This is a genomic window from Aeromonas sp. OTU364 (genome assembly GCF_038440395.1).
In the GTDB taxonomy this organism is placed as follows: domain Bacteria; phylum Pseudomonadota; class Gammaproteobacteria; order Enterobacterales; family Aeromonadaceae; genus Aeromonas.
Window position 1 is genome coordinate 123,040 of record NZ_JASATR010000008.1, and the last position, 26,014, is coordinate 149,053.

The window sequence follows — 26,014 nt, forward strand, 5'->3', positions numbered from 1 at the left end:
TTAGCCTCGACGATTGATGAATCTATTAGCCAGGGATTGCAGCACCAGAATGAGCAAGACGATCAGCACGAAGACCACGGCGATGGCCGAGGCATAGCCGGCGTTCTGGTTGACGAACCCGGTCTCGTACATGTAGTGCAGAACGACCTTGGTGCTGTCGAAGGGGCCGCCGCCAGTCAGCAGGTAGGTCTGGCCGAAGATCTTCAGGGAGGCCACCAGTTGCAGGCCGAAGACCATGACGGTCACGGGGCGCAGCTGGCGCCAGGTGATGTAACGGAAGATGCCCCACTCCGAGGCGCCGTCGAGCCGTGCCGCCTCGTAGAGATCCTGCGGGATGTTCTTGAGCGCCGCGAGGAACAACAGCACGTTGAAGCCGACGGTCCACCAGATGGTCGCCATCGCGACCATGGGCATGGCGAAGTCCGGGTCGTTGAACCAGGCGATCTCGGTACCCGCGATCAGATTGACCACCCCAAAGGTGGGGTGCAGCATCCATCCGCCTATCATCGCCATGACGGCGATAGGCAAGATATTGGGGATGAAGAAGATGGCCTGCACCAGGCCGGCGAAGCGGGTGAGCCGGTTGATCAGCATCGCCATCACCAGCCCCAGGGCGGTCAGGGGGAGCACGGTGAGCAGAGCGAAGTAGGCGGTTTGCAGCAGCGAATCCCAGAAGCTCGGGTCTTGCAGCAGTTCCACATAGTTGGCAAGGCCAACATAGCCGTGGGTCTCGGTCAGCCCGCTGTCGGTAAAGCTCAACTGCAACGTTTGCAGGGCCGGAATGACAAAGAAGAGCAAAAAGGCGAGCAGGAAGGGGGCCAGCATGAGCCAGGGCGTCATGAGGGCCCCCAGGCTGCCGGTGGGGGGTCTGGTAGTGTCTTTATGATCCATGTCTGCGATCGAGCCTGGAATGGAGGAAACGGAGGGGGCAGGGGGTGACCCCCTGCCCCGGGGTCATTAACGGGCCGGGCGGCTCATGAACTTGCCCGCGTCGCGCTCGAACATCTGCAGTGCCTTTTCGGTGGGCAGCTGACCGGTCAGGGCGGCAGGGAAGTACTTGGAGGCGGTGGCCTGCAGGGGGCCTGCGGCTCCGCTGTACCAGCCGTCCGGGTCATAGACGATGTGGCTGGCGGTGTCGCTGACATAGTCGGCGAGCAGCGGCATCTCCTTGAATTCCTTGGTCTCCACTACCGGTTCATAGGCCGGGATATGGCCACCCTCGGCCCAGGTGATGGCGTGCCGGTTGATGTAGGTGGCGAACCGGGCGACCCCTTTCATCTTCTCGGCCGAGATGGGCTTGCCCTTGTTGTTCGGGATGGCGAGCGCGTGGGAGTCGGCCCAGGCCGCCTGCACGCCGTTGAAGAAGGAGGGCAGCGAAGCCACCCCCACCTCGAAGCCGAGCCTGCCGCCCTTCATGCCGTCGTTGACGGAAGGCAGCTCCCAGACGCCGTTGAGCATGAAGGCGGATTTGCCCGTCATGAATTCGGTGGTGGAAGAGGCGTAATCCAGCCCCTTGGTGGCGTAGCCGTCGGCATACCACCCGGCCATGGCCTCCATGGCCTTCTGGCCCGCCTCACCGTAGACGAACTTGTTGTTCTCTATGGTCTTGCCCCCCTGCTGGGTGATCATGGAGAGCCAGAGGCGGTACGGCATATAGGACATGGGAGAGGTTTCCATGCTCAGCCCCATGGCGCCCTGATCTTTGACGCTCTTGAGCGCCGCGTCGAACTGTGCCAGCGAGGTGATGGGCTTGAGCTTGCCCTGCTCGTCCAGCAGGCCGGCCTTGGCCGCGATGGACTTGTTGTAGTAGAGCACCAGGGCATGGGTATCGATGGGCAGCGCATAGGTCTTGCCATCGACGTTCGATTGTTTCCAGAGCAGCGGGAACAGCTTGCCGCTGTCATAGCCGGCGGCCCGCATTGCCTGTGCCGTGATGGGCTCCAGGCCCTGGGTCTGGGTGAAACCGGAGATCTTGGAGAGGTGGATGGTGGCCATGTCCGGACCGCTGCCCATGGCGGAGGCGGTCTTGAGCTTGGTGTAGAAGGGTTCACCCCAGTTCAGGGTGGTGGTCTCTATTCTGTAGTCGCCCTGGCTGGCGTTGAAACCGTCGACCAGCTGTTTCATGCGGGCGCCGTCGCCGCCGTTGAGCAGGGTCCAGTATTGCAGTGTGGTCTGTGCCAGGGTGACGGGAGAGAGCGTCGCGCCCGCGACCAGCAATGCCAGCAGCTTCATCTTTTTCATCATTTGACCTCTATGCGTAGGGTGAGGCGATGCCTGGGGGATCGCCCCGGAGGGTTTTTTATTCGTCGGTCAGGGACCGGATCAGGGCAACTTCGCGTCCGTCATAAGGGGAGCCATCCGCCTCGAGCAGGTCGTGGAACCAGGTGTCCGCATACTCTGGGAGTTCGCGCTGGATATTGGGCCAGGGCAGATGGGTCTGGGTTTTCCCCTTGACCAGCCCCCACTGGTAGCAGGCGATTTTCCTTTCCTTGAAGAGGGGCAGTTGTTCATGCATGAAGGACTGGGCGTGGCGAGCGAGCCATTCGGTGCAGAGCAGTGGGCGATCATAGGCCGCGACTATTGCCAGGCTCTTTTCCAGCAGCGCCAGGGGCTGATAGGCATGGAAACTGATCACGTCTGACAGCTCCATGGCCCGGATGTCGGTGGGATGGGCAAAGATGGGCTCATCCGGGCTGAAGTGGTTGGCGGCATGCCAGGCACAGACGGTGAGCGGTTGGCTGGGATCCGCTTCGCGTGCCCAGGCGAAGACCAGCTCCATCAGATGGTGGCTGTAGGGCTCCATGGCCGGATCGAACTCTTCAGACAGACCGGGGCCGCGGAAGATGCCGCGATTGGTCGGCTCGTTGTAGAGGTCCCACACCAGGATGCGATCGTCCTTGGCAAAGGTGCCGACGATGTCCTTGATGTAGCGCTCCAAATCGCGCCACTGGCTCACGTCCATCACCACGTTGCGCCCGGGGCTTGCCGCCGCCTGGCTGTTGTGCAGTTGCTCGACAGGCCCTTTCTGTGGGCCAAGGTAGGGGTGATCGCCGGAGAAACCACAATCATCCATGGGGGTCAGCATGACGCCGATCCCTTCTACGGCCGCGGCCGCGAGAAAATGGTCGATGCGGGCGATCAGACCCTCCCTGTCTGCCTGCCAGACGATGAAGGGCAGGTTGGTGCGCAGGGTGTTGTAGCCCACCTCTCTGGCCCAGGCCAGCTCCTGCCTGATGGTCGGGAGATCGAAGGTGTCCCTCTGCCACATCTCCGTCCAGTTGACGGCGGTTCTGGGCAAGTAATTGAACCCTCTCAACCAGGGTTGCCTGCTCCACCATTGCCAGGCCTGGTCTGTGGACCACTGTTGTACAGCCATCGAGACACCCCATTGCTAATCTTTGTTTTTAATTAGCTAATCTTTATTAGCTAATCCTGTTGATGGCAAAGGATGAAGAGTGAAATTTGGTGGCTGGTCACAAAATGAGCCTGATCAGGGCTCATTCTAATCTCTGGTTTCGCCGTTGCTGTTCACCGCATGGCGCCTATAGAGTGAGGGATGCAAGCCGCACGACGCCATGGTGAGGGTGATAACTTGGCTGGCTCCCCCCTGTCCCCTGGGTTATGATTGGCGAGAAAAAATAACTAATAATATTACCTTGGCGACAGGGACAGCCCGTAATCAATGGCCATATCGATGAACAAGAAACGCATAACCATGAGTGCCATCGCCGCTGCGGCTGGCGTCTCCCAATCCACCGTCTCCTTGGTGCTCAATGGATCTACCGCGGTGAAGCTCTCCGAAGAGACGAGGCGTCGGGTGATCGAGAAGGCGTCCGAGTTGGGCTACCAGCACAAGCGGGTGGAGCATCAGCCCAAGGGGCCGGCTCCTCGCAAGATTGCCTTTGTGTTCAACGGGCTCACCCTCTATGACCCCTTCCTGGATGCGATCAATGCCTGCAATGAGCGCGCCTGGGAGGCCGATCGCATGCTGGTGACCTTCGATTATCGCAACAGCCGGGATCTCACCGAGCTGATCGAGCAGGAGATCAATCAGGGAGACTATATGGGGATGATCTTTGCTTCCTCGATGACGCGGCAGCTCCCCGAGATGGAGCTTTCTCCCCAGGTTCCCACCGTCCTGCTCAACTGCTATCTGGAGGCATCAGGCTCACCCGATCGCCCCTCCATCCTGCCTGCCGACAAGCTCGGGGGATACAAGATGACGGCACACCTGTTGGCGCAGGGCTGCCGGCGGATCGCGCTGATTCAGGGAGAGCCCTGGATGGAGGCCAACAACCTGCGGCTGGAGGGGTATCGCCAGGCGCTGATCAATCATGACGTGATCCCGGACCCACAACTGGTGCGCGTCGCTAACTGGTCCTTGCATGAGGCCTATGAGCAGACGCGGCAGTTGCTGGCACTCCCCCAGGTACCCGACGGTATCTTCTGCTGCAGCGACTACATGGCGCAGGGCTGTTATCAGGCCATTGCGGAGGCAGGGCTACGCATTCCGGAAGATATCCTGGTGGCTGGTCACGATAATCAGATGCTGGCCAACGAGATGGTCCCTCCGCTGAGCTCCATCGAGCTACCCTACGACGAAATGGGCAAGCTGGCGGTAGAGACACTGATGCAGCTGGCGCAGGGGGAGAAACCTATTGCCCCTCTGATGAAGCTGGAGGGGGAGCTCTTTATCCGGACATCCAGCCAGCGATTGGCGCATGAGTCGTGAGAGGGGGGTTGGTATGAAATCGTCAATGCCAGGCGATTGGCATCACGCATGGGATTGAGATAAAGACATTTTTCTCTCTTTTAAAGCACGCCATCGCCCTTCTGAGTCTGCGTCAGTGTTTATCTGGCATCGGCCCGGCTGCAACCGGATGCTCGGCGTCTCGCTGGAGGCCTGCTGGACAGTCGCTGGCGGCCGAGGGCGCCCGGAACAGCCAGTCGTCAAGGCGCCTTGTCCACAGGCGGGAAACGGCTGGCCGGCTTGAACCTCACATTCCGGATGGTGGGCGCGACCAGATGCGCCCGTTTTCTCCCCATCGGATCCTCAGATGCGCGGTTCGTTGCGCAGCTTGAGCAGCAGCACAGTACTGGCCAGCGCCAGCGTGATGCTGTTTGCGATGGTGACCGGCCTATCGTCAATCTTCAGACCGTACACCAGCCACAGCAGCACGCCACAGCTGAAGGCGAGATACATGCCGAGGGAGATGGCCTTGGTCTCCCGGGTTTTCAGGATGTGGGCAACTTGTAGGGCAAAGGAGCCGGTGGTGAGGAAGGCGGCGCAGAGGCCGAGATAGGCATCATCCAGCCACAGCACCAGGGCACCCAGGGAGAGTGACAGGGCGATGGCACCGGGCCAGAACAGGGGCGGCATAATCAAATTCCTCGATAGCGATGGGGGCGGCGATGACCGGAGGGCGAGCCAGATGATGATCCGACTCGCCGCTTCTTTGTGTCGCCCGGTTAAATAACGTTGGTGGAGCGCCATTTCAGCAGGGCATGACGGACCTTCGCATGTTTGTCTTCGGTAAAGTTGTAACGGGTCATGATGATGATGCGCATGATGCCGCCCACTATCGGCACCAGTGAGATGCAGATAAAGAGCCCGTCCATGGTGGCCTGCGTCTGCGCCATGTTCGGCTGATAGCCGAGCCAGATCAGCAGGGAGCCGGAGATGCCACCCGCGATGGCCCAGGCCAGTTTGCCGGTAAAGGTCTGCCCGGAGAAGGCGATGGCGGCGCAGCGGCGGCCGGACTTGAGCTCGGCATATTCGATGGTCTCGCTCAGCATGGCGGAGATCAGCGGGTTGGTGATGACGTTGGCGGCGTGGATCAGGGCGAGGAAGCCGAACACCAGCATCAGGTTGTCGTAACCCGTCGTGTAGAAGCCCAGGCGCAGGGCGATCTCCAGCATGGTGAGCATCAGGAAGAGATCGCGCTTCCTGAAGCGCTTGGTCAACACCGGCACCAGCATGCAGGCCATGGAGGTGACCACGCCTATGGTCCCCATCACAGAGAGCAGCCCGGCATCACCCATGTTGTAGGTGAAGAAGAAGATGTAGAGCCCGGTTGCCAGATTGAAGAAGACGTTGCAGAAGAAGGATCCCAGCACATATGCCAGCGGCTTGTTGGATCGCAGGACGCGGAAGGAGTCCCGGATGGTGATCTTGTCATCCGGGTTGGGTTTGACGCGCTCCTTCATCTGGCTGGCGCCGATCACCATCAGCGGCAGGGCGATCAGCATCAGGCAGATGGCGCCTTCCATGTAGCCCTTGGTGCTGCTGGTCGCGGCAAACAGCTCGGTGAGCTTGGGAAAGATGATGGAGGCCCCGCCGATGCCGATGTTGACCCCCAGCATGGCCACGGTCACGGCCTTGGCGCGCTCTTGCGGCTCCTGACTCATGACAGACGACATGGTCCAGAACGGCACATCGGAGAGGGTGTAGATCATGCCCCAGGCGATATAGGTTACCGCCGCATAGGCCACCTTGGTCGTCATCGGCAGATCCAGGCCGATGAAGCTGAGAGAGGTGACGCCCGCGATCAGGAAGGGCACGAACAGCATATAGGGAGTGAATTTGCCGCGCTTGAAATTCAGCGTGTCCATGTAGCCGGCAATCAGGGGATCGTTGATGGCATCCCAAATACGGGCGACGAGGAAAATAGCCCCGGCCGCAGCGGGCGATATTCCAAGAATATCGGTGTAAAAATAGAGGATGAAGGACCCCACCAGGCCGAAGCTGAGGCATTGCCCGACGGCGTAGCTGAAATATCCCGCCAGCTCTCTATTTTGTATCTTCTGGTCTGTCATCTGCCAACCTCTACTACATGAATGGGTTGCGAAGGGCGCCACCTCTGTGGCGTCCTGCTTGTGTTATGAGCGGGTCAATGTGCGGATAAGCGCCGTCTCGCTGGCGGAGTAGGGGGTGCCGTCCTCTTCCAGCAGATCATGGAACCAGACCCGGCGAAAATCGGGGTCGATATTGCGGACGAAGGGCCAGGGCAGGTGAGTCTGGGTCTTGCCTTTCACCAGGCCCCACTGATAGGCGCCAATCTTCAGCTCCTTGAACAGGGGCAACTGCTGCTCCACCACGCTGCCGACATGGCGTGCCAGCCACTCGGTGCAGAAGATCGGGCGGCGATACTGGCTGACCACCTCCAGGGAGATCCTCAACCCCTCCATGCGCTGATAGGAGTGGAAGCTGATGACGTCAGACAGCTCCATGGCCCGCCGGTCGGTGGGGTGGGTGAAGGTGTTTTCCGGGGTAAATTCCGAGTCACCCTGACCGATGCTGTAGGGGGCGTGCCAGGCGCCGACGGTGAGCGGCTGGGTGGGGTTCTCCTCCCGCGCCCAGACGAACGCCAGCTCCATCAGATAGTGGGCGTAGGTCTCCAGCGCCTCGTCGAAGCGCACCTCGACATCGCCTTCCGCGAAGATGCCGCGGTTGGTCGGCTCATTGTAGAGATCCCAGATGAAGATCCGTTCGTCATTGGCGAAGGTACGCACCAGATCGCGGATGTAACACTCCAGATCGCGCCATTGGGTCGGGTCGATGACGACGTTGCGGCCGGGGCTCGCCGCCGCCTGGCTGTTGTGCACGTCGTCCCGCGGCGGTTTCTGGCTGCCCAGATAGGGGTGATCGCCGGAGAAGCCGCAGTCATCCATCAGGGTCATCATCACGCGGATGCCGTGCTGGGCGCACAGGCCGAGGAACTGCTCGATGCGGGCGATCAGGCCGTCGCGATCGTGCTGCCAGACGATAAACGGCAGGTTGGTGCGCAGGGTGTTGTAGCCCAGCGCACTGGCCCAGCCCAGCTCCTGATCGATGGTGTTGGGATCGAAGGTCTCGGCCTGCCACATCTCGGTCCAGTTGACCGCTGTGCGGGGCAGATAGTTGAAGCCCAGCAGCCAGGGCTGCTCGTCATACCAGGCGTTGGCCTGCTCGATCGTCCATTGTTGTACCGCCATCGGAACCTCTCGCTAAAGTTTATCTTGATTAGCTAATTTTATTAGCTGGTTTTTGCGATGGCAAAGGAGGAAGGGCAGAATTTGGTGGTCAGTCACAAAATGAGCTCCCCGGTTGCACTATCGCTTTGAGGCGCCGGCTCGCATAGAGCCCGTGGTGATAGGCCACAGAAGTAGAGCATGAGGGTGATAACGCGGCGGGAGCCCCTGATCTTGCGGGTCATGATTGGTGAGAAAGAACAAACTAATAATATTAGCTGGCGGCAGGCTGCCAACGCCTATGGGAGATGGCAGCCTGTTGAGGGGGGGCTATTTGTCTGTCGGGATCAAGCGATACCGGGTCTGATGCCGATAGGTCTGACCGGGCAGCAGCCAGGGATCGCCGAGCTCGGGGCGGTTCGGGCTGTCCGGCAGTTGCTGCGCCTCGAGGCAGAGCCCCTGATAGTTCTGCCACTCGCCGCCGCCACGGGCCGGGGTGCCGGCCAGCCAGTTGCCGGTGTAGAGCTGCACGCCGGGCTGATCCGTGTACATCTCCAGGCAAAGGCGCTGGTCACCCGAGATCAGGGTCACGGCGGGCTCGTCCTGCGGCCCGTCCAGCAGGAAGCAGTGATCGTAGCCACGGCACCGCACCAGCTGTGGATGGTCCTGCCAGTCGGCGCCGATGCGGCGGGTCTGGCGCAGATCGAAGGGGCCTTCCACTTCGGCCTTGCCAAACGGGATCGAACGTTCGTCGGTCGGCAGGTAGCGATCGGCGGCGATGCAGATGAGGTGGTCGCGCACGTCACCGCCATCCAGGTTGAAGTAGGCGTGGCTGGTGAGGTTGACCGGGGTCGGCGCATCCGTGGTGGCGGTCAGCTCTATCACCAGATCCAGCTGCTCCAGCCGGTACTCCAGCTCGACCTCCAGATTGCCGGGGAAGCCCTGCTCACCGTCGACCAGTCGGGTGCGCAGGCGAAGGCGGTCGGCGGCCTGCTCGACCAGCTGCCACGCCCGGTTGTGCACCGAGTCGTGGCCCCCGTGCAGGCAGGTGGTGCCCTCGTTGGCGCTGAGGAGCCATTCCCGACCATCCCGCACCAGCCGGGAGCCGCCGATGCGGTTGGCGAAGCGGCCGACCATGGCGCCGAGATAGGCGCTCTGGTTGGCGTAGTCGGCGGGCTCGCAGGCCAGCACCACGTTGCGGTGCTGGCCGTCGACGGTCAGCCCCAGTTCGGTGAGGGTGGCGCCGAAATCGAGCACGCTGGCCCGAAGGCCAGCCTCGTTTTGCAGATGGAACTCTTGCATCAGATGACTCCTGCTTCGGTGTCGTTGCTGGAGCAGACGTTGCGGCCTGCCCTGATGATGGTGCCTGTGTTGAATGTGGTCATAGCCTGCCGGCCCCGGCGCTGGCGCGGCAGACGTAGCAGTCCGCCTTGAGGCCAAACCTGGCCGGATACTCGGCCTCGACCACGGCGATCACCTCGTCCACCTGCGCCGGGCGCAGCAGGGCCACCACGCAGCCGCCAAAGCCGCCGCCGGTCATGCGCACACCGCCTTCGCTGCCGATCTGGGCCTTGATGATCTCCACCAGGCCGTCGATGGGGGGTACGGTGATCTCGAAGTCGTCCCGCATGGCGGCATGAGACTGCCCCATCAGTTCGCCGAGGCGTACCAGATCGCCGCTCACCAGGGCGTCGGCGGCGGCCAGGGTGCGGGCGTTTTCCCCCACCACGTGGCGGGCACGGCGGTAGCAGGCCTCGTCCAGTCCGGCCTTGCCCGCTTCCAGCGCGGCCAGATCCAGGTCGCGCAGCGCCTTGACCCCGTAGTGACGGGCGGCGGTCTCGCACTGCTGGCGGCGGGTGTTGTATTCGCTGTCCACCAGGCCGCGGCGCACGTTGGAGTTGATGATGAGCACCGCCAGATCAGTGGGCATGGGGATGAGGCGGGTCTCCAGAGAGCGGCAGTCCAGCAGCAGGGCGTGGTCCGCCTCGCCGCTCGCCGAGATCATCTGGTCCATGATGCCGCAGTTGCAGCCGACAAACTGGTTCTCCGCCTGCTGGCCGTTCAGGGCGATGTCGGCCTGGCTGATGGAAAGCCCCAGGGCTTCCTTGAAGGCCTGGCCTATGGCCACCTCCAGGGAGGCGGACGACGACAGGCCGGTGCCCTGGGGCACGTTGCCCGAGACCACCAGGTTGAGGCCGCGCAGGGCATGGCCACGGGCCTGCAGATGCTTGACCACGCCGCGGATGTAGTCGCTCCAGCGCTGGTCCGGGTGATGGGTGATGGGCTTGTCCAGGCTGAACAGATCCCGCTGGTTGCCGTAGTCGGCGGCGACCACGTGCACCAGGTTGTCGCTGCGCAGGCCGATGGCGACGCAGGTCTCGTAGTCGATGGCACAGGGCAGCACGAAGCCGTCGTTGTAGTCGGTGTGCTCGCCGATGAGGTTGACGCGACCGGGGGCGCGCACCAGCAGGTCGGGTTGTTGCTCAAACTGCTCGGCAAACACGGCGCCGACGCGTTGGCTGGGGGTCATGGGGTCACCTCATTGGCTTTGTAATGAACGGGGGAGAGGGAACGCAGGCGCTCGGCGGCTTGCTCCGGCGTCAGGTCTCGCTGGGTTTCTGCCAGCATCTCGAAGCCCACCATGAACTTGCGCACCGTGGCGGAGCGCAGCAGGGGCGGATAGAAGTGGGCATGCAACTGCCAGGCCTCGGGGCAGTCCGAGTTCGGCGGCGCGAAGTGCCAGCCCATGGAGTAGGGGAAGCTGCACTCGAACAGGTTGTCGTAGCGGCTGGTGAGCTCCTTGAGCGCCACAGCCAGATCCTCTTGCTGCTCCTGGGTGAGATCCAGCATTGAGGGCACATGGGCCTTGGGCAGCAACAGGGTCTCGAATGGCCAGGACGCCCAGAAGGGCACCACTGCCAGCCAGTGTGCCGTCTCCACCACGATGCGGGATCTGTCTTGCAGCTCGCGCTCCACGTAGTCCAGCAGCAGCGGGCGGCCGTGCTCGGCCAGCCAGTCGCGTTGGTGCTGCTCTTCGCGGGCTATCTCGTTGGGCAGGAAGTCGCTGCCCCACAGCTGGCCATGGGGGTGGGGGTTGGAGCAGCCCATGACGGCGCCCTTGTTTTCAAAGACCTGCACCCATTCCCACTGGCTCGACAGCTCGGCGACCTGGCTCATCCAGGTGCGGATCACCGCCTCTATGGCGGGCAGGGGCAGCTCGGGCAGTGTCTTGCCGTGATCCGGCGAGAAGCAGATGACCCGGCTGGTGCCGCGGGCGGCCTCCAGCTTGAGCAGGGGATCCTGCTCGCCGTCGGCGGCCGGGGTGTCCTGCATCAGGGCGGCGAAGTCGTTGGTGAAGACGAAGGTGTCCCGATAGTCGGGGTTCTGGTCGCCGGTGACGCGCTTGTTGCCGGCGCAGAGGAAGCAGTCCGGATCGTGGGACTGGCTCGGTGCCTGGCTTATTTTTTCGACCTGACCCTGCCAGGGGCGCTTGGCCCTGTGGGGGGAGACCAGCACATACTGGCCGGTCAGCGGGTTGAAACGGCGGTGGGGGTGATCAACAGGGTTGAACATCATCACTCCAATCAATGTGTTGAGAAAATCGTAACGGGCAGGCCGGCAGGCCTACTCCTCGTAACCGTTCGGGTTGGCGAGCTGCCAGCGCCAGCTGTCGGTGCACATGGCCGCGAGATCCCGGCTGGCGTGCCAGCCCAGCTCGCGCTCGGCCTTGGCGGGGTCTGCCCAGCATTCGGCGATGTCGCCCGGGCGCCTCGGCTCGATGCGACAGGGCAGGGGGCGGCCGCATGCCGCCTCGAACGCCGCCACCATCTGCAACACGCTCTGGCCCTGGCCGGTGCCCAGGTTGTAAGGGTGGACGCCGCCTCGCCCCGCGCAGTGGTGCAGCGCCTTGACGTGCCCCTCGGCGAGATCCATCACATGGATATAGTCGCGCACCCCTGTGCCGTCCACGGTGTTGTAATCGTTTCCAAAGACCGAGAGGCAGTCACGACGACCTATGGCCACCTGAGTGATATAGGGCATGAGATTGTTGGGCATGCCCTGGGGATCCTCCCCCAGCGTGCCGGACTCGTGGGCGCCGACCGGGTTGAAGTAGCGCAGCAGCGTCATGCTCCAGTGGGGTTCGGCGGCCTGCAGATCCTCGAGGATCTCTTCGATGATCAACTTGGATCGGCCATAGGGATTGGTGGCGCTGCGGGGGAAGTCCTCCCGGATGGGGGTGCTGGCCGGGTCGCCGTAGACGGTGGCCGAGGAGCTGAACACCAGGTTGTGAACCCCGGCCCGCTTCATCGCCTGCAGCAGCACCAGGGTGCCGCTCAGGTTGTTCTCATAATATTCGAGGGGGAGCCGGGTCGATTCGCCGACCGCTTTCAGGGCGGCGAAGTGGATCACGGCGTCTATCTGCTGCTCGGCGAAGATGCTGTCCAGCAGGGCGGGATCACGAATGTCTCCCTGATAGAAGCGGGGCATCTGTCCGCTGATGGCGGCAACCCGTGTCAGCACGGCGGCCTTGCTGTTGCAGAGGTTGTCCACCACCACAGGCTCCATGCCTGCCGCCTGCAAGGCCAGGCAGGTGTGGCTGCCGATATAGCCGCAACCGCCGGTCACCAGTACTCTCATCCTCTTCTCCACCGTTCGTGCCTCACGCAAGGAAAGCCTGAGCAGGAGTCTAGCCGAGGGGCTGGCGGACAAACTGTGAACTGGTTAACAAAATTGTGGAAACGATTACACTTGTTTGTGTGGTTATAAATGCATCGACATGGCTTTTCCCCCTGTTATCAGTGACATTGCCCGGTATAATGGCGCCATATCGAACCGTGAAATAAGTGAAAACAGCATGAGCACCATCAAGGATGTCGCCCGTTTGGCCAATGTATCGGTGGCAACGGTTTCACGGGTGATGAACAACTCACCCAAGGCCAGTGCCGCCTCCCGCGAGGTGGTGCAGAAGGCCATGGCCGAGCTGGGCTACACCCCCAACGCCAACGCCCGGGCCCTGGTCAGCCAGACCTGCGACACCATGGGTGTGGTGGTCGGTGACGTGGCGGATCCCTTCTTCGGTGCCCTGGTCAAGGGGGTCGCCGCAGTGGCGGTGGAGCAGGGGTTGCACCTGCTGATGGGTAATGGTTTTCACCGCGCCCAGCAGGAGCGGGAAGCGATCGAACTGCTGATCGGCAAGCGCTGCGAGGCGCTGGTGGTGCACAGCAAGGCGCTCAGCGACGAGGAGCTCATCGACTACGCCCTGCGGGCCCCCGGTATGGTGCTGATCAACCGCGACATCCCGAGCCTGAGGGGGCGCTGCATCGCCCTCAACAACCGGCAGGGGGCCGCCACCGCGACCCGCCATCTGCTGGAGCTGGGGCACCGCCACATCGCCTTCCTCAGTTCGGATCACGCCATCGAGGATGCCCTGCTGCGCCATCAGGGCTATCAGGATGCCCTGGCCGAGGCGGACCTGAGCGCCGATCCCGAGCTGGTGGAGAGCGGCATGCCCAATGAGGAAGGGGGGGAGCGCGCCATGCTCAACCTGCTGGCCAAGGGGCTGCCCATCACGGCCGTGGTGGCCTACAACGACGCCATGGCGGCAGGGGCCATCTCCGTACTGGCAGACAACGGCCTCAAGGTGCCGGAAGAGGTCTCTGTGGTGGGCTTCGATGACATCATCTATGCCAGATACCTGAGGCCCAAGCTCTCCACCATGCGCTATCCCATCGAACTCATGGCCGCCCAGGCCGCCAAGCTGGCGTTGCAACTCGCCGCCGGGGAGAGCGAGACGGTGCAGAGCCGGATCTACACCCCGACCCTGATCAATCGCCACTCGGTCGCGCCCGTCAGGCTCTGATCGCTTCATCTTCCCGCCGCCGTCATGGCGGTGGGGTGAAGGCTGCAGAGGCGCGTCTACCGGCTTCAGGCCTCTGCTAAGCGCCCCAGTCTCTAATCAACAGCCCGTCGGACTCTGCGCGTTGCGTCCCCTGCCGCCGTCATGGCGCTGGAGCCGGGCGCAGAGGCGCCTTTGCGTGGTCATGTCTTTGTTCAACAGCCGCCTGATGGTGCCAGCAACTCTCTGCTCAACCGCCACTCGGCTGCGCCTGTCAGGTTCTTAGAGCTGCGCCTCCTTGCCGCCGTCATGACGGTGGAGTGGGACGCAGAAGCGCCGCTGCAAGCCGCGGCTCTGATGATGGGCCCTGAAACGCCCCGTTCGAAGCCAGAATCTCTCTTTTTCCCCGCTTCCCCGGTCCGGATCGCCCGGTTTCAGCCTGCCTGTTCGGCGGGGTGACCTTTTACTTTCATTTATCTGATTTTTACTCTGTTTTACTTAACAAAATCAGTGTAATCGTTTACATCTGTGTGAGCGAGATCGCCGATCACCGGGCAAAACTCCCCTACACTGCATGCGTTATCTGTTTCATGCAGGGAGAGAGAAGAATGCTCAGGGAGATAGTGGCCCGTCAGGACTGGCAGACCCAGGCGATTACCTCGGTGAATCGTCTGCCTGCCCATACCCCCTTGTTCAGCTGGCGCAGCGAGGCCGATGCCCGTGCCGGGCTCCCTTCGCCGTCCCGCATGCTGCTCGATGGCGACTGGCGTTTCTCCTTCTTCAAGGCCCCCGAGCTGGTGCCAGAGGCGTGGCTGAGTGGGGATCTGCCCGGTGCGACTCCCATCAGGGTGCCTGGAAACTGGCAACTGCAGGGGTTTGATCGCCCCATCTATACCAACATCAAGTACCCCTTCCCCTGCGATCCGCCCCGGGTGCCGGCCGAGAATCCCACCGGCTGCTATTCCCGCGAGTTTGAACTGCCCGTCGACTGGCTGGCCAGCGGCCAGACCCGCATCATTTTCGATGGGGTGGACAGCGCCTTCCATCTGTTCTGCAACGGCCGCTGGGTCGGTTACTCCCAGGACAGCAGGCTGCCCGCCGAATTCGATCTCGGCGACTTCCTGCAGGCAGGTCCGAACCGGCTGGCCGTGCTGGTGCTGCGCTGGTCCGATGGCTCCTATCTGGAGGATCAGGACATGTGGCGCATGAGCGGCATCTTCCGCTCCGTCAGCCTGCTGCACAAACCCGAGCGCCGGCTGCTGGATGTGCGGCTGACCCCGGTGCTGGACGCCTGTTACCGGGATGCCCGTCTCAAGGTGGCGCTGCAGGTCAATGAGGGCGCAGGGCTGGCGGTGGAGGCCAGGCTCTATTTCGGTGAGACCCTGATCGCCGATCGGCGCCAGCCGCTGGGCTCTGGTGCCATCGACGAGAAGGGCGCCTACACAGACAGGGCCGAACTGTGGCTGGAGGTAGCGGCGCCGCACAAGTGGAACGCCGAGACGCCGCACCTCTATCGACTGACCCTGACCCTGCTGGATGAGCAGGGCGCGCCCATCGAGAGCGAGGCTTATGATGTGGGCTTTCGGGCGGTGGAGATCCGTGGCGGCCTGCTGAGGGTCAACGGCCAGCCCCTGCTGATCCGTGGCGCCAATCGCCACGAACACGATCCCGCCCTGGGCCATGTGGTGACCCCGGCCGCCATGGAGCAGGATCTGCGGCTGATGAAGCAGCACAACTTCAACGCGGTGCGCTGCTCCCACTACCCCAACCATCCCGAGTTCTACCGGTTGTGTGACCGGCTCGGCCTCTACGTGGTGGACGAGGCGAACCTTGAGACCCACGGCATGACCCCCATGGGGCGGCTGGCGCAGGATCCCGCCTGGAGCAGCGCCTTCCTCGAGCGGGTCACCCGCATGGTGGCGCGGGACTTCAACCACCCCAGCATCATCATCTGGTCGCTGGGCAACGAGTCCGGCTATGGCCCGGCCCACGACGCCATGTACCAGTGGGTCAAACGGGCGGATCCGAGTCGCCCGGTCCAGTACGAAGGGGGCGGGGCCGATACCCCGGCCACCGACATCATCTGCCCCATGTATGCCCGTACCCACCAGGATCAACCCTTCCCGGCGGTGCCCAAGTGGGCGCTGGCCAAATGGATAGGCCTGCCGGAAGAGACCCGGCCGCTGATCCTCTGTGAATATGCCCACGCCATGGGCAACAGCCTGGGGGGCTACGCCCACTACTGGCAGGCGTTTCGCGATCATCCGCGCCTGCAGGGCGGTTTCGTGTGGGATTGGGTGGATCAGGGGCTCGACAAGCAGACCGACGATGGCCGCCATTTCTGGGCCTATGGCGGTGACTTCGGCGATTCTCCCAACGATCGCCAGTTCTGCTGCAACGGCCTGCTGTTCCCGGATCGCACGCCGCATCCCGCCCTGTTCGAGGCGAAACGGGCCCAGCAGCCCTTCGTGCTGACACTGCAAAGCCAGAAGCCGCTGACGGTGGAGATCACCAGCGAATACCTGTTCCGCCCCACGGACAACGAAGTGCTGCGCTGGCAGCTGCTGGAGGACGGTGTGGTGCTGAGCCAGGGGGAATGCCCGCTCGCGCTGGCGCCCAGAGGCAGCGTGACGCTGACCCTGCTGGAGCGGCTGCCGGGCTTTGCCGCTGGCTCCCAGGCCTGGCTGGATCTGGCCATAGTGCAGCCCACCGCCACGGCCTGGGCCGGGGCGGATCACGAGGTGGCTCGCCAGCAATGCATGCTGCCGACCCCTCTGGCCATGCCGGTGACCCGGGCGCCCGCCCCATTGAGCGAGCAGCCGGACCACTGGCTGGTGCGTGCCGCGGGCAGCGAGTGGCGGCTGGACAAGGCCAGCGGCCGCATCAGCAGCTGGCAGAAACGGGGCCGTGAGCGGCTGCGTGAGGCCATCGCCGATCACTTCTACCGGGCACCGCTCGACAACGACATCGGCACCAGCGAGGCGGATCACGCGGATCCCAACGCCTGGATTGCCCGCTGGCAGGAGGCCGGGCTCAATGATCTGCAGCACCGCTGCCTCGGCCTGGAGGCTAACCCCGATGGGGGGACGCTGGTCGTATCCCACGGTTACTTCGTCGGGGAGTCGCTGCGGCTGCTGACCCGCTGGCATCACAGCTTTGATGCCGACGGCGCCATGGCGCTGCGCATCGAGGTGGAGGTTGCCGCCGACATGCCGTCGTTGCCCCGGATCGGCGCCAGGCTCTGGCTGGCCGACGAGGTAGACGAAGTGAGCTGGCTGGGGCGCGGTCCCCACGAGAACTACCCGGACAGGCTGCTTGCCGCCGACCTCCATCGCTGGCAGTTGCCGCTCGCGGCCCTGCACACCCCCTATGTGTTCCCGACCGACAACGGACTGCGCTGCGATACCCGTGAACTGCAGCTTGGCGAGATTGCCGTCGAGGGCCAGTTTCACTTCAGCGTCAGCCGCTACAACCAGCAGCAGCTTGCCCAGGCCCGACATCAGACCGATCTGGTGGCCCGGGGGGGAGTGCACCTCTGTCTGGATGGCTTCCACATGGGTGTAGGGGGCGATGACTCCTGGAGCCAGAGCGTGCGGCCCGAATTCTGGTTGCCGCCTGGAAGTTACAGCTGGAACTGCATTTTTCGCTAGATGGACTAGTCTTGCATGGTGAGGCTTCGAAAGAGGCCTTAACTTACATAACTATTTAATTTTTAACAATATTGCTTCTATGTAACAGAGTGTAAACGTTTTCATTTTGTTGCCATGATCACAGACCGCCATACAACAAACTGATTACATTAGGCTGGCGCCAGTTCAAATGGTGTACAGCATTCCCTACAAAAACAGATATTAGAGATCGGAGCATAACAATGAAAAAACTCACGACAGTTGCCACCTTGCTGATGGGACTGATGGCGGGAGCCCAAGCCCAGGCCGATACCCGTATCGGTGTCACCGTCTACAAGTATGACGACAACTTCATGGCCGTGGTGCGCAAGGCCATCGAGAAGGAAGCGGCAGCCAATCCCGGCGTGGAGCTGCTGATGAATGACTCCCAGAACGACCAGTCCAAGCAGAACGACCAGATCGACGTGCTGCTGGCCAAGGGCGTGAAGGCGCTGGCCATCAACCTGGTTGACCCGGCGGCGGCCCCTGTCGTGATCGAGAAGGCCCGTGCGGACGAGATCCCCGTGGTGTTCTACAACAAGGAACCGAGCGCGGCCGATCTGGCCAGCTATGACAAGGCCTACTACGTGGGTACCGACTCCAAGGAGTCAGGCATCATCCAGGGCCAGCTGATCGCCAAGCACTGGAAGGCACACCCCGAGTGGGATTTGAACAAGGATGGCGTCATCCAGTTCGTGCTGCTGAAGGGCGAACCGGGCCACCCGGATGCGGAAGCCCGCACCACCTACGTCGTCAAGACCCTGAATGACGGCGGCGTCAAGACAGAACAGCTGCACATGGATACTGGTATGTGGGATACCGCCATGGCGAAAGACAAGATGGACGCTTGGATCTCCGGCCCCAACGCCAACAAGATCGAAGTGGTCATCGCCAACAACGACGGCATGGCAATGGGCGCTGTTGAATCCCTGAAAGCCCAGGGCAAGACTGCCATCCCGGTGTTCGGCGTCGATGCTCTGCCGGAAGCCCTGGCCATGGTCAAGAGCGGTGCCATGGCGGGTACAGTGCTGAACGATGCGGCCAACCAGGCCAAGGCCACCTTCGAGCTGACCAAGAACCTGGCTGAAGGCAAGCCGGCCGGTGAAGGCACCAACTGGAAGATCGACAACAAGGTCGTGCGCGTTGCCTACGTGGGCGTAGACAAAGACAACCTGTCCCAATTCGAGTAATTCCTCCCCTCAGGGCAAGGGAGATCCCCTTGCCCTTTTTTCAACCAGATGTGATGGCTGATATGACAACACGGCAACAATCAGAATGGCTGTTGGAGATGATTGACGTCAGTAAGAGCTTTCCTGGCGTCAAGGCACTCGATAATGTCAATTTACGGGTCCGTCCTCATTCTGTGCATGCGTTGATGGGCGAGAATGGCGCAGGGAAGTCCACGCTGCTCAAGTGCCTGTTCGGCATCTACGAGAAGGATCAGGGCAAGATCTTCTTCAAGGGCGAGGAGATCAACTTCACCTCTTCCAAGGAAGCCCTGGAAAATGGCGTTTCCATGGTGCACCAGGAGCTGAACCTGGTACTGCAACGCACCGTGATGGACAACATGTGGCTCGGTCGCTACCCCACCAAGGGGTGGTTCATCGACCACGGCAAGATGTATGACGACACCAAGCGCATCTTCGACGAACTGGACATCGACATAGACCCGCGGGTCAAGGTCGGCACCCTCTCCGTCTCCCAGATGCAGATGATCGAGATCGCCAAGGCATTCTCCTATGACGCCAAGATCGTCATCATGGACGAACCCACCTCCTCCCTGACCGAAAAAGAGGTCAACCACCTCTTCAAGATCATCAACAAGTTGAAGGACAAGGGGTGCGGCATCGTCTACATCTCCCACAAGATGGAAGAGATCTTCCAGCTCTGTGACGAGATCACCATATTGCGGGATGGCCAGTGGGTGGCGACCCAGCCGCTCGAGGGCATGACCATGGATCAGATCATCGGCATGATGGTCGGTCGCGAGTTGACCCAGCGCTTCCCGGAGAAAACCAACCAGCCCAAAGAGGTGATCCTCGAAGTCGAGCACCTGACGGCCAAGAATCAGCCTTCCATCAAGGACGTGAGCTTCAACCTGCACAAGGGGGAGATCCTCGGTATCGCCGGTCTGGTGGGGGCCAAGCGCACCGATATAGTCGAGACCCTGTTCGGCATCCGCGATCACAGCGACGGTATCATCAAGCTGCACGGCAAGGAGGTCGCCAATCGCAACGCCCATGAGGCGATCCAGAACGGCTTCGCCCTGGTGACCGAGGAGCGCCGCTCCACCGGGATCTACTCCCGTCTCGACATCGCCTTCAACTCCCTGATCGCCAACATGGACAACTACAAGGGATCCATGGGGCTGCTCAGCGACAACAAGATGAAGAGCGATACCCAGTGGGTCATCGACTCCATGCGAGTCAAGACACCGACCCAGCAGACACAGATTGGCTCCCTCTCCGGGGGCAACCAGCAGAAGGTGATCATAGGCCGCTGGCTGCTGACCCAGCCGGAGATCCTGATGCTGGATGAACCGACCCGCGGCATAGACGTCGGGGCCAAGTTCGAGATCTACCAGCTCATCCTGGAGCTGGCGAAGAAGGACAAGGGGATCATCATCATCTCGTCCGAAATGCCCGAACTGCTGGGGATCACCGACCGCATCATGGTGATGAGCAATGGCCGGGTCGCCGGGATCGTCAATACCAAAGAAACTGACCAGAGCGAGATACTGCGCCTGGCATCTCTGTACCTCTAGAGACAGGAAGACATTTATGGAGTCGGCTAAAAATTTCAATCTGATGCAGGCGCTCAAGGAAAACGCCATCTACCTGGTGCTACTGGTGCTGCTCATGGTTATCGTGATCCAGGAGCCATCCTTCCTGAGCCTCACCAACCTCAGCAACATCCTGACCCAGTCCTCGGTGCGGGTCATCATAGCGCTGGGGGTGGCGGGCATCATCATCACCCAGGGGACGGATCTCTCGGCCGGTCGTCAGGTCGGTCTGGCGGCGCTGATCGCGGCCACCATGTTGCAGGCCCTGACCAACGTCAACAAGGTGTTCCCCAGTCTGGGTGAAGTGCCCATCCCGGCGGTGATCCTGCTGGTGTGTGCTGTGGGGGCCCTGATCGGTCTGGTCAACGGCCTGATCGTGGCCTACCTGAACGTGACGCCCTTCATCACTACCCTGGGCACCATGATCATCGTCTACGGCATCAACTCCCTCTACTTCGACTCGGTAGGTGCCTCCCCGGTGGCCGGCTTCGACCCCCGCTTCTCCAGCTTCGCCCAGGGCTTTATCCGGATAGGGGGATTCAAGCTCTCGTATCTCACCTTCTATGCGGCCATCGCCAGCGTCTTCGTCTGGGTGCTGTGGAACAAGACCCGTTTTGGCAAGAACATCTTCGCCATCGGCGGCAACCCGGAAGCGGCCAAGGTCTCCGGCGTCAACGTGGCGGTCAACCTGGTGATCATCTATGCCCTGGCTGGCGTCTTCTACGCCTTCGGCGGCATGCTGGAAGCGGGCCGGATCGGCAGCGCCACCAACAACCTCGGCTTCATGTATGAACTCGATGCCATCGCGGCCTGCGTGGTGGGCGGGGTTTCCTTCGCCGGCGGTGTGGGAACTGTCGCGGGTGTGATCACCGGCGTGCTTATCTTCACGCTGATCAACTATGGTTTGACCTACATAGGTGTCAGTCCCTACTGGCAGTTCATCATCAAGGGCGGCATCATCATCCTGGCGGTAGCCCTGGACTCCATGAAGTACGCCAAGAAGAAGTAAGCATTGGCAGAGGGGCCGGGTTATCCCGGCCCTTTCTCTTTGGAGGGATCCAATCCATGGCATTCAAAGTCAAGATCAACGTGCTGCTGCTGCTCGCCATCCTGGTCACCATTGGTACCGCCTGGTTTAGCGTCAACCACTTCATCAGCGGCTACATCCGCACCCAGGCCACCCAGAACATCAACGAGCAGATCACCCTGGTCAAGGAGAAGCTGGCCGGTGACATCAACCAGAAAGTGCTGCTGGCGGCGAACCTCAATCTCGGGGTGACCAGTGTCAAGAAGGCGCTGCAGGAGACCGGCTTTCACAACATCGTCAAGCTGATCGGCGACATGGCATTCGACGTGAACGGGGTCATCGACGACAAGGCCAGGGTCGAGACTCTGCGCAAGCTGATCCCCGCCGCCAACAACCAGATCACCGTCAGCCCGCTGGAGCAGCTGGACGGCAAGCCGGTCATCTCCATCCTGGTGCCGCGCGGTGCCGATTCAGCCTACCTCTACTACCTCGACATGAGCGAGTTCAAGGCGCTGCTGGAGAAGGTGAGCGGGGAGGGGCGCTACTTCTCCCTGAGCGACAGTCAGGGCCAGGTGCTCTACAGCAGCAAGCCACAGGGAGAGAGCGAGTCTCGCCCCAACCAGCTGGATATCCGTGGCAGTCAGTGGACCCTGACCGGTTACGTGGACCTCGATTACATCCGGTCCATGACCCGGTCCCTCAACGGCCAGATCATCATGGCGCTGTTCGGCGTGGCGATAGTGGTGATGGTGCTGGCGATGCTGGCGCTCAATGTGGCCTATAGGCCCATCCTCTCCCTGCGGGATCTGGTGCTGGAGCTCTCTCGCGGCAGCGGCGATCTGACCCGCCGGCTGACGGTGACCAGCACGGATGATCTCGGCCAGATCTCGGCGGGCATCAACCGCTTCATCGAGCGGCTGCAGGAGATGATGGGAGAAGTACGGGAAGCCAGCGGCCAGCTCAACAGCGGCATCGAGGGGCTGGCCAGTCAGACGGGCTCCGCCCAGGGGCTGCTGGCGGATCATGTGCGGGAAACCGAGCAGGTGGTCACCGCCATCAACGAGATGAGCCGCACCGCGGTCTCGGTATCGGAGAGTGCCGCCAGCACGGCCCAGCTCACCGGCCAGAGCCAGCAGCTCGCGAGCCAGTCGCGCCGGGTGGTGGATCAGGCCATGGCCAGCGTGACCGCCCTGGTGACCGAGGTGGAGACCACGGCCCACTCCATCGCCGCCATGCAGCAGGATGTGCAGCAGATAGGTTCCATCCTGGGGGTCATCGGTGGCATCGCCGAGCAGACCAACCTGCTGGCCCTCAACGCTGCCATCGAGGCAGCCCGGGCCGGTGAGCAGGGGCGCGGGTTTGCGGTGGTGGCCGACGAGGTACGCTCCCTGGCGGGGCGTACCCAGAAGAGCACGGCCGAGATCCAGACCATGCTGACCCGGTTGCAGCGGGGCACCCAGACAGTGGTGGCGGCCATGGGCAACACCCGGCAGAGCTGTCAGGATGCGGCAGAGAACACCAGCAAGGTGAATGCGTCGCTGGATCTGATGGCGGGGGAAGTGGTGGAGATCAACGATCTCATCAGCCATATCGCCACGGCGGCGGAGCAGCAGAGTGCGGTCGCCGAAGAGATCAACCGCAACATGAGCGCCATCGCCGAGGTGATCACCCAGCTCAAGGGCAATGGCGAGCGGACGGTGGAGAGTTCGACCTCGATGCAGCACACCTATGACAGGCTGCGGGAGATAGTGGGGCACTTCCGGCTGGAATAAGGTCGGTTGGACTGGTGGTGGGCACCCTGGCCGCCGTGGTCAGGGTGACAGCGCACCGGGAAAGCGTGAAAAACGCGCAAAAAAGATGGGGGCGACTTGCGTCGCCCCCGATAGTCTTATCGCTCATATCCTTGAACGAAGTTGCTCCCTGCAATCCCTGACTATACCTCTTCCTTTAGGTTTCCCCTTCCCAATCCTTTGGGGTGTCCTTTAGCCATCATGGCCTGACGAGTCATCCGTTCCCGTCGCACTTTCTCCGTCCTGGGAGGTGTCCTTTACCACATCCTGTGGTGAGTCCATTTGCCCAACCCTGGCAGCCAGTCTTCCTGACCGACTTCATTGCGTCCGTGCAGGAGTAACTATAAGGATTTCCCGGGGGACGACAACGGCATGTTGAAAAACGTTTTTCCCAAACTCGTTTCTCGAGAAATGATAATGATATTATTTCTTTTAAGATCAATATCTTGTGCTTTTTGAGTGCGGTTTTTTTGCTCCTATCTTCCGACTATGGCGAGAATTTTTGAGGCGCTTTGCTTACATCTGCCATGGCGAATGTCTCACACTCCGTTTAACTGAGGTTCAGAAAAGTCACCAGGGTCAGAGTCGATCGCGGATAGGCGAGCCAGGGCCGACAGCATCCAGGTCGGAGGCGCCTGTGTCAGGTCGGGTTGAGGGGGAACATGGAGGGTTGCATGGGGTTGCTGGCCGGAAGCGGCTAACAGGATCTGGCTATAGGGGGAGGGGTATGCCGGAGTGGGACGTTGACAAGCCAGGAGGAGGGATCCTCCCCCTGGGGGCAGTATCAGTGGTGCTGCTGACCGCCATACCATTGGCACAGATAGGCGGGGATCAGCATCTGGGGGGCCTGGTCAACATGGCACACCACCAGCGGCATGGCGGGGGCGCCCTGGGCCTGAACCAGGGCCGGTGTCATGGGCAGAACCAGGGCGACCAGCAGAAACAGCGACTTGATCTTCATGGTTATCTCCTTGGTGATAGAAAATAGCGTGATCTTGATCACTTTCTGAGTTAAGGCGAACCAGGGAGCGGCGCAAGGCGGCGCAATAAATTCAACTAATGAAAAAACTTTAAAACCCGGATGCAATGGCACTGGTGAGAAAAGCATCGCCAGGATGCGCTCAGAATGCATATCCATATAAAGGAGATGCGATGAGTACCACAGCACGGAGGGCTGTCCGTGCGGGTTGGCGCCGATGCCATGATCTGGGACAAGAGATGGATTATTCAGACGAAGGGATGCAGATGACTATTTATGTGACGAGGGGAGGGAGTATTTATGAGGATAAATGCATGGATGAACGCATAAAATTCAAACAAAAAATAATATAAAGCCATGAATTTGATTTTATTGATTATTTTTAATATCTAATATCCATTTGTAGATATCTTGCATGAATGAAAACGCTATCTTGGCGAAATAAAAACGGTCTTTATTGCGTAAAAATGCGGTCAGCATTAATGGGTAAATGTCATTTATGTAAACTCCATCATAAATTAACTCCTGATTTTATTCAGTCTCGAGTGAATGTGATCAATGTCTAAGTTTGCAGTGATTGCTAGTCCTAACCTCTGTCACGAAAGGCAAGGGCAGGATAGAACACAAGCTGAATACCCTACATAAAGAATATCCCGCCTTAGCCACGAGCCAGAATAGAAGGAATCTATTCAATCACTCGCAGGGACCACTGCTAGACGGAATATAATCATGAGCAAATTTTATGTAGGTTCTGAAGTTGGCCAATTGCGCCGCGTCATGCTGCACCGCCCCAACCTCAGTCTGAAGCGTCTGACCCCTTCCAACTGCCAGGATCTGCTGTTCGACGATGTCCTGTCCGTTGAACGTGCCGGTCAGGAGCACGACAAATTCGCTCAGGTACTGCGCGATCAGAATGTCGAAGTCTTCCTGCTGACCAACCTGCTGGCCGAAACCCTGGATGTGCCGGAAGCCAAAGCCTGGCTGCTGCAACATCAGGTCTCCGATTATCGCCTCGGCACCGCCCTGGCCAATGACGTGCGCTGCTTCCTGGCGGACATGCCGCACCGCGAGCTGGCCCGCATCCTCTCCGGTGGCCTGACCTACTCAGAGATGCCCTACAGCGGCGTCAACATGGTGGTCGGCATGCACGCCCCGACCGACTTCATCATAGAGCCGCTGCCCAACCACCTCTTCACCCGTGACACCTCCTGCTGGGTCTATGGCGGCGTCTCCATCAACCCCATGGCCAAGGCCGCCCGTCGCCGCGAGACCAACCATGTGAAGGCCATCTACCGCTGGCACCCGCAGTTTGCCGGTCAGGACTTCATCAAGTACTTCGGTGACGAGGATCGCGACTACGACAACTCCACCATCGAAGGGGGCGACGTTCTGGTCATCGGCCGTGGCGCCGTGCTGATCGGCATGTCCGAGCGCACCACACCGCAAGGGGTGGAGCACCTGGCCCGCGGCCTGTTCAAGCACGGTCAGGCCAAGCAGGTCATCGCCATGCAACTGCCGAAACACCGCAGCTGCATGCACCTGGACACCGTCATGACCCACATGGACATAGACACCTTCTCCGTCTATCCGGAGGTCATCCGCAAGGACGTGAACTGCTGGAGCCTGACCCCGGGCGGCGCCACCGGCATGAACATCAAGGAAGAGGGCTACTTCGTCACCGCCATTGAGAAGGCGCTGGGCGTGGATCAGCTCAAGCTCATCACCACAGGCGGTGACAGCTTCGAGGCCGAGCGCGAGCAGTGGAATGACGCCAACAACGTGCTGACAGTACGCCCCGGCGTGGTGGTGGGTTACGAGCGCAACACCTACACCAACGAGAAGTACGACAAGGCCGGCATCACAGTGCTGCCCATCCCGGGTGAAGAGCTGGGACGTGGCCGCGGCGGCGCCCGCTGCATGAGCTGCCCGATGGAACGTGACGGCATCTGACAAGACGGCGTGGCGCTGGCAGAGGCTGGCGC

General features: G+C 61.3%; 19 protein-coding genes. 8 read left to right on the forward strand and 11 right to left on the reverse strand.

Annotation, left to right across the window (positions count from 1 at the left end; translation table 11 throughout):
* The 3 genes from AAHB08_RS10545 to AAHB08_RS10555 form a co-directional block, all read right to left on the reverse strand.
* The gene (locus AAHB08_RS10545) at positions 1-891 is read right to left on the reverse strand and encodes a carbohydrate ABC transporter permease (RefSeq protein ID WP_342058891.1); all 891 of its coding nucleotides are present in this window, start codon (positions 889-891) and stop codon (positions 1-3) included.
* A gap of 66 nt (positions 892-957) precedes the next feature.
* Entirely contained in the window at positions 958-2,241 is a 1,284-nt protein-coding gene (locus tag AAHB08_RS10550) for an extracellular solute-binding protein (RefSeq protein WP_342058892.1), read from the reverse strand.
* Positions 2,242-2,299: 58 nt separating this feature from the next.
* Entirely contained in the window at positions 2,300-3,268 is a 969-nt protein-coding gene (locus tag AAHB08_RS10555; protein WP_342058893.1) for a cellulase family glycosylhydrolase, read from the reverse strand.
* A 426-nt stretch (positions 3,269-3,694) separates the two neighbouring features.
* Between AAHB08_RS10555 and AAHB08_RS10560 the strand changes: the two genes are divergently transcribed.
* Entirely contained in the window at positions 3,695-4,732 is a 1,038-nt protein-coding gene (locus AAHB08_RS10560) for a LacI family DNA-binding transcriptional regulator (RefSeq protein WP_342058894.1), read from the forward strand.
* 321 nt (positions 4,733-5,053) lie between these two features.
* Here the strand turns inward: AAHB08_RS10560 and AAHB08_RS10565 are convergent, their stop codons facing one another.
* From AAHB08_RS10565 to galE, 7 genes are all read right to left on the reverse strand, one after another.
* Positions 5,054-5,380 carry a SemiSWEET family sugar transporter gene (locus AAHB08_RS10565; protein WP_342058895.1) on the reverse strand — a complete coding sequence of 109 codons (327 nt, stop codon included), beginning with the start codon at positions 5,378-5,380 and terminating at the stop codon, positions 5,054-5,056.
* An 89-nt stretch (positions 5,381-5,469) separates the two neighbouring features.
* On the reverse strand, positions 5,470-6,816 hold the full coding sequence (locus AAHB08_RS10570) for an MFS transporter (protein WP_342058896.1): 1,347 nt from the start codon (positions 6,814-6,816) through the stop codon (positions 5,470-5,472).
* A 63-nt stretch (positions 6,817-6,879) separates the two neighbouring features.
* Positions 6,880-7,974, reverse strand: a complete 1,095-nt coding sequence (locus AAHB08_RS10575; protein ID WP_342058897.1) for a cellulase family glycosylhydrolase — start codon at positions 7,972-7,974, stop codon at positions 6,880-6,882.
* 306 nt (positions 7,975-8,280) lie between these two features.
* Positions 8,281-9,252: an aldose epimerase family protein gene (locus tag AAHB08_RS10580; protein WP_342058898.1), complete on the reverse strand. Its 972-nt coding sequence runs from the start codon at positions 9,250-9,252 to the stop codon at positions 8,281-8,283.
* A 79-nt stretch (positions 9,253-9,331) separates the two neighbouring features.
* Positions 9,332-10,480, reverse strand: a complete 1,149-nt coding sequence (gene galK / locus AAHB08_RS10585) for a galactokinase (protein ID WP_342058899.1) — start codon at positions 10,478-10,480, stop codon at positions 9,332-9,334.
* Positions 10,477-11,523 (reverse strand): UDP-glucose--hexose-1-phosphate uridylyltransferase, encoded by a 1,047-nt coding sequence (locus tag AAHB08_RS10590; RefSeq protein WP_342058900.1) that lies wholly within the window; start codon positions 11,521-11,523, stop codon positions 10,477-10,479. Before AAHB08_RS10590 ends, galK begins: the two co-directional genes overlap by 4 nt.
* 51 nt (positions 11,524-11,574) lie before the next feature.
* Positions 11,575-12,588 (reverse strand): UDP-glucose 4-epimerase GalE, encoded by a 1,014-nt coding sequence (galE, locus tag AAHB08_RS10595; RefSeq protein WP_342058901.1) that lies wholly within the window; start codon positions 12,586-12,588, stop codon positions 11,575-11,577.
* Between the two features lie 217 nt (positions 12,589-12,805).
* Here galE and AAHB08_RS10600 point away from each other — a divergent pair, with 217 nt between their 5' ends.
* From AAHB08_RS10600 to AAHB08_RS10625, 6 genes are all read left to right on the forward strand, one after another.
* A complete protein-coding gene (locus AAHB08_RS10600) occupies positions 12,806-13,810 on the forward strand; it encodes a substrate-binding domain-containing protein (protein ID WP_319917404.1) in 1,005 nt (334 codons plus the stop codon).
* Between the two features lie 584 nt (positions 13,811-14,394).
* On the forward strand, positions 14,395-17,436 hold the full coding sequence (locus tag AAHB08_RS10605) for a beta-galactosidase (RefSeq protein ID WP_342058902.1): 3,042 nt from the start codon (positions 14,395-14,397) through the stop codon (positions 17,434-17,436).
* Between the two features lie 221 nt (positions 17,437-17,657).
* On the forward strand, positions 17,658-18,644 hold the full coding sequence (gene mglB, locus AAHB08_RS10610; RefSeq protein WP_025328672.1) for a galactose/glucose ABC transporter substrate-binding protein MglB: 987 nt from the start codon (positions 17,658-17,660) through the stop codon (positions 18,642-18,644).
* 53 nt (positions 18,645-18,697) lie between these two features.
* Complete coding sequence (mglA, locus tag AAHB08_RS10615) at positions 18,698-20,218, forward strand: galactose/methyl galactoside ABC transporter ATP-binding protein MglA (RefSeq protein WP_342058903.1); 1,521 nt, start codon at positions 18,698-18,700, stop codon at positions 20,216-20,218.
* Positions 20,219-20,234: 16 nt separating this feature from the next.
* Positions 20,235-21,245, forward strand: a complete 1,011-nt coding sequence (mglC, locus tag AAHB08_RS10620) for a galactose/methyl galactoside ABC transporter permease MglC (RefSeq protein WP_041206572.1) — start codon at positions 20,235-20,237, stop codon at positions 21,243-21,245.
* Positions 21,246-21,301: 56 nt separating this feature from the next.
* Positions 21,302-23,035, forward strand: a complete 1,734-nt coding sequence (locus AAHB08_RS10625; protein WP_342058904.1) for a methyl-accepting chemotaxis protein — start codon at positions 21,302-21,304, stop codon at positions 23,033-23,035.
* Positions 23,036-23,837: 802 nt separating this feature from the next.
* Here the strand turns inward: AAHB08_RS10625 and AAHB08_RS10630 are convergent.
* The gene (locus AAHB08_RS10630) at positions 23,838-24,014 is read right to left on the reverse strand and encodes a hypothetical protein (protein WP_139437965.1); all 177 of its coding nucleotides are present in this window, start codon (positions 24,012-24,014) and stop codon (positions 23,838-23,840) included.
* A gap of 747 nt (positions 24,015-24,761) precedes the next feature.
* Between AAHB08_RS10630 and arcA the strand changes: the two genes are divergently transcribed.
* A complete protein-coding gene (arcA, locus tag AAHB08_RS10635; protein ID WP_025328667.1) occupies positions 24,762-25,982 on the forward strand; it encodes an arginine deiminase in 1,221 nt (406 codons plus the stop codon).
* Positions 25,983-26,014 lie beyond the last annotated feature (32 nt).

Coding starts and splice junctions, on each gene's coding strand:
- AAHB08_RS10625 (WP_342058904.1), top strand. CDS start 21,302: ATGGCATTCAAAGTCAAGATCAACGTGCTGCTGCTGCTCGCCATCCTG.
- mglA (WP_342058903.1), top strand. CDS start 18,698: ATGGCTGATATGACAACACGGCAACAATCAGAATGGCTGTTGGAGATG.
- AAHB08_RS10565 (WP_342058895.1), bottom strand. CDS start 5,380: ATGCCGCCCCTGTTCTGGCCCGGTGCCATCGCCCTGTCACTCTCCCTG.
- AAHB08_RS10630 (WP_139437965.1), bottom strand. CDS start 24,014: ATGAAGATCAAGTCGCTGTTTCTGCTGGTCGCCCTGGTTCTGCCCATG.
- mglB (WP_025328672.1), top strand. CDS start 17,658: ATGAAAAAACTCACGACAGTTGCCACCTTGCTGATGGGACTGATGGCG.
- galK (WP_342058899.1), bottom strand. CDS start 10,480: ATGACCCCCAGCCAACGCGTCGGCGCCGTGTTTGCCGAGCAGTTTGAG.
- AAHB08_RS10580 (WP_342058898.1), bottom strand. CDS start 9,252: ATGCAAGAGTTCCATCTGCAAAACGAGGCTGGCCTTCGGGCCAGCGTG.
- AAHB08_RS10590 (WP_342058900.1), bottom strand. CDS start 11,523: ATGTTCAACCCTGTTGATCACCCCCACCGCCGTTTCAACCCGCTGACC.
- mglC (WP_041206572.1), top strand. CDS start 20,235: ATGGAGTCGGCTAAAAATTTCAATCTGATGCAGGCGCTCAAGGAAAAC.
- arcA (WP_025328667.1), top strand. CDS start 24,762: ATGAGCAAATTTTATGTAGGTTCTGAAGTTGGCCAATTGCGCCGCGTC.
- AAHB08_RS10560 (WP_342058894.1), top strand. CDS start 3,695: ATGAACAAGAAACGCATAACCATGAGTGCCATCGCCGCTGCGGCTGGC.
- AAHB08_RS10605 (WP_342058902.1), top strand. CDS start 14,395: ATGCTCAGGGAGATAGTGGCCCGTCAGGACTGGCAGACCCAGGCGATT.
- AAHB08_RS10600 (WP_319917404.1), top strand. CDS start 12,806: ATGAGCACCATCAAGGATGTCGCCCGTTTGGCCAATGTATCGGTGGCA.
- AAHB08_RS10575 (WP_342058897.1), bottom strand. CDS start 7,974: ATGGCGGTACAACAATGGACGATCGAGCAGGCCAACGCCTGGTATGAC.
- AAHB08_RS10570 (WP_342058896.1), bottom strand. CDS start 6,816: ATGACAGACCAGAAGATACAAAATAGAGAGCTGGCGGGATATTTCAGC.
- AAHB08_RS10550 (WP_342058892.1), bottom strand. CDS start 2,241: ATGAAAAAGATGAAGCTGCTGGCATTGCTGGTCGCGGGCGCGACGCTC.
- AAHB08_RS10545 (WP_342058891.1), bottom strand. CDS start 891: ATGGATCATAAAGACACTACCAGACCCCCCACCGGCAGCCTGGGGGCC.
- galE (WP_342058901.1), bottom strand. CDS start 12,588: ATGAGAGTACTGGTGACCGGCGGTTGCGGCTATATCGGCAGCCACACC.
- AAHB08_RS10555 (WP_342058893.1), bottom strand. CDS start 3,268: ATGTGGCAGAGGGACACCTTCGATCTCCCGACCATCAGGCAGGAGCTG.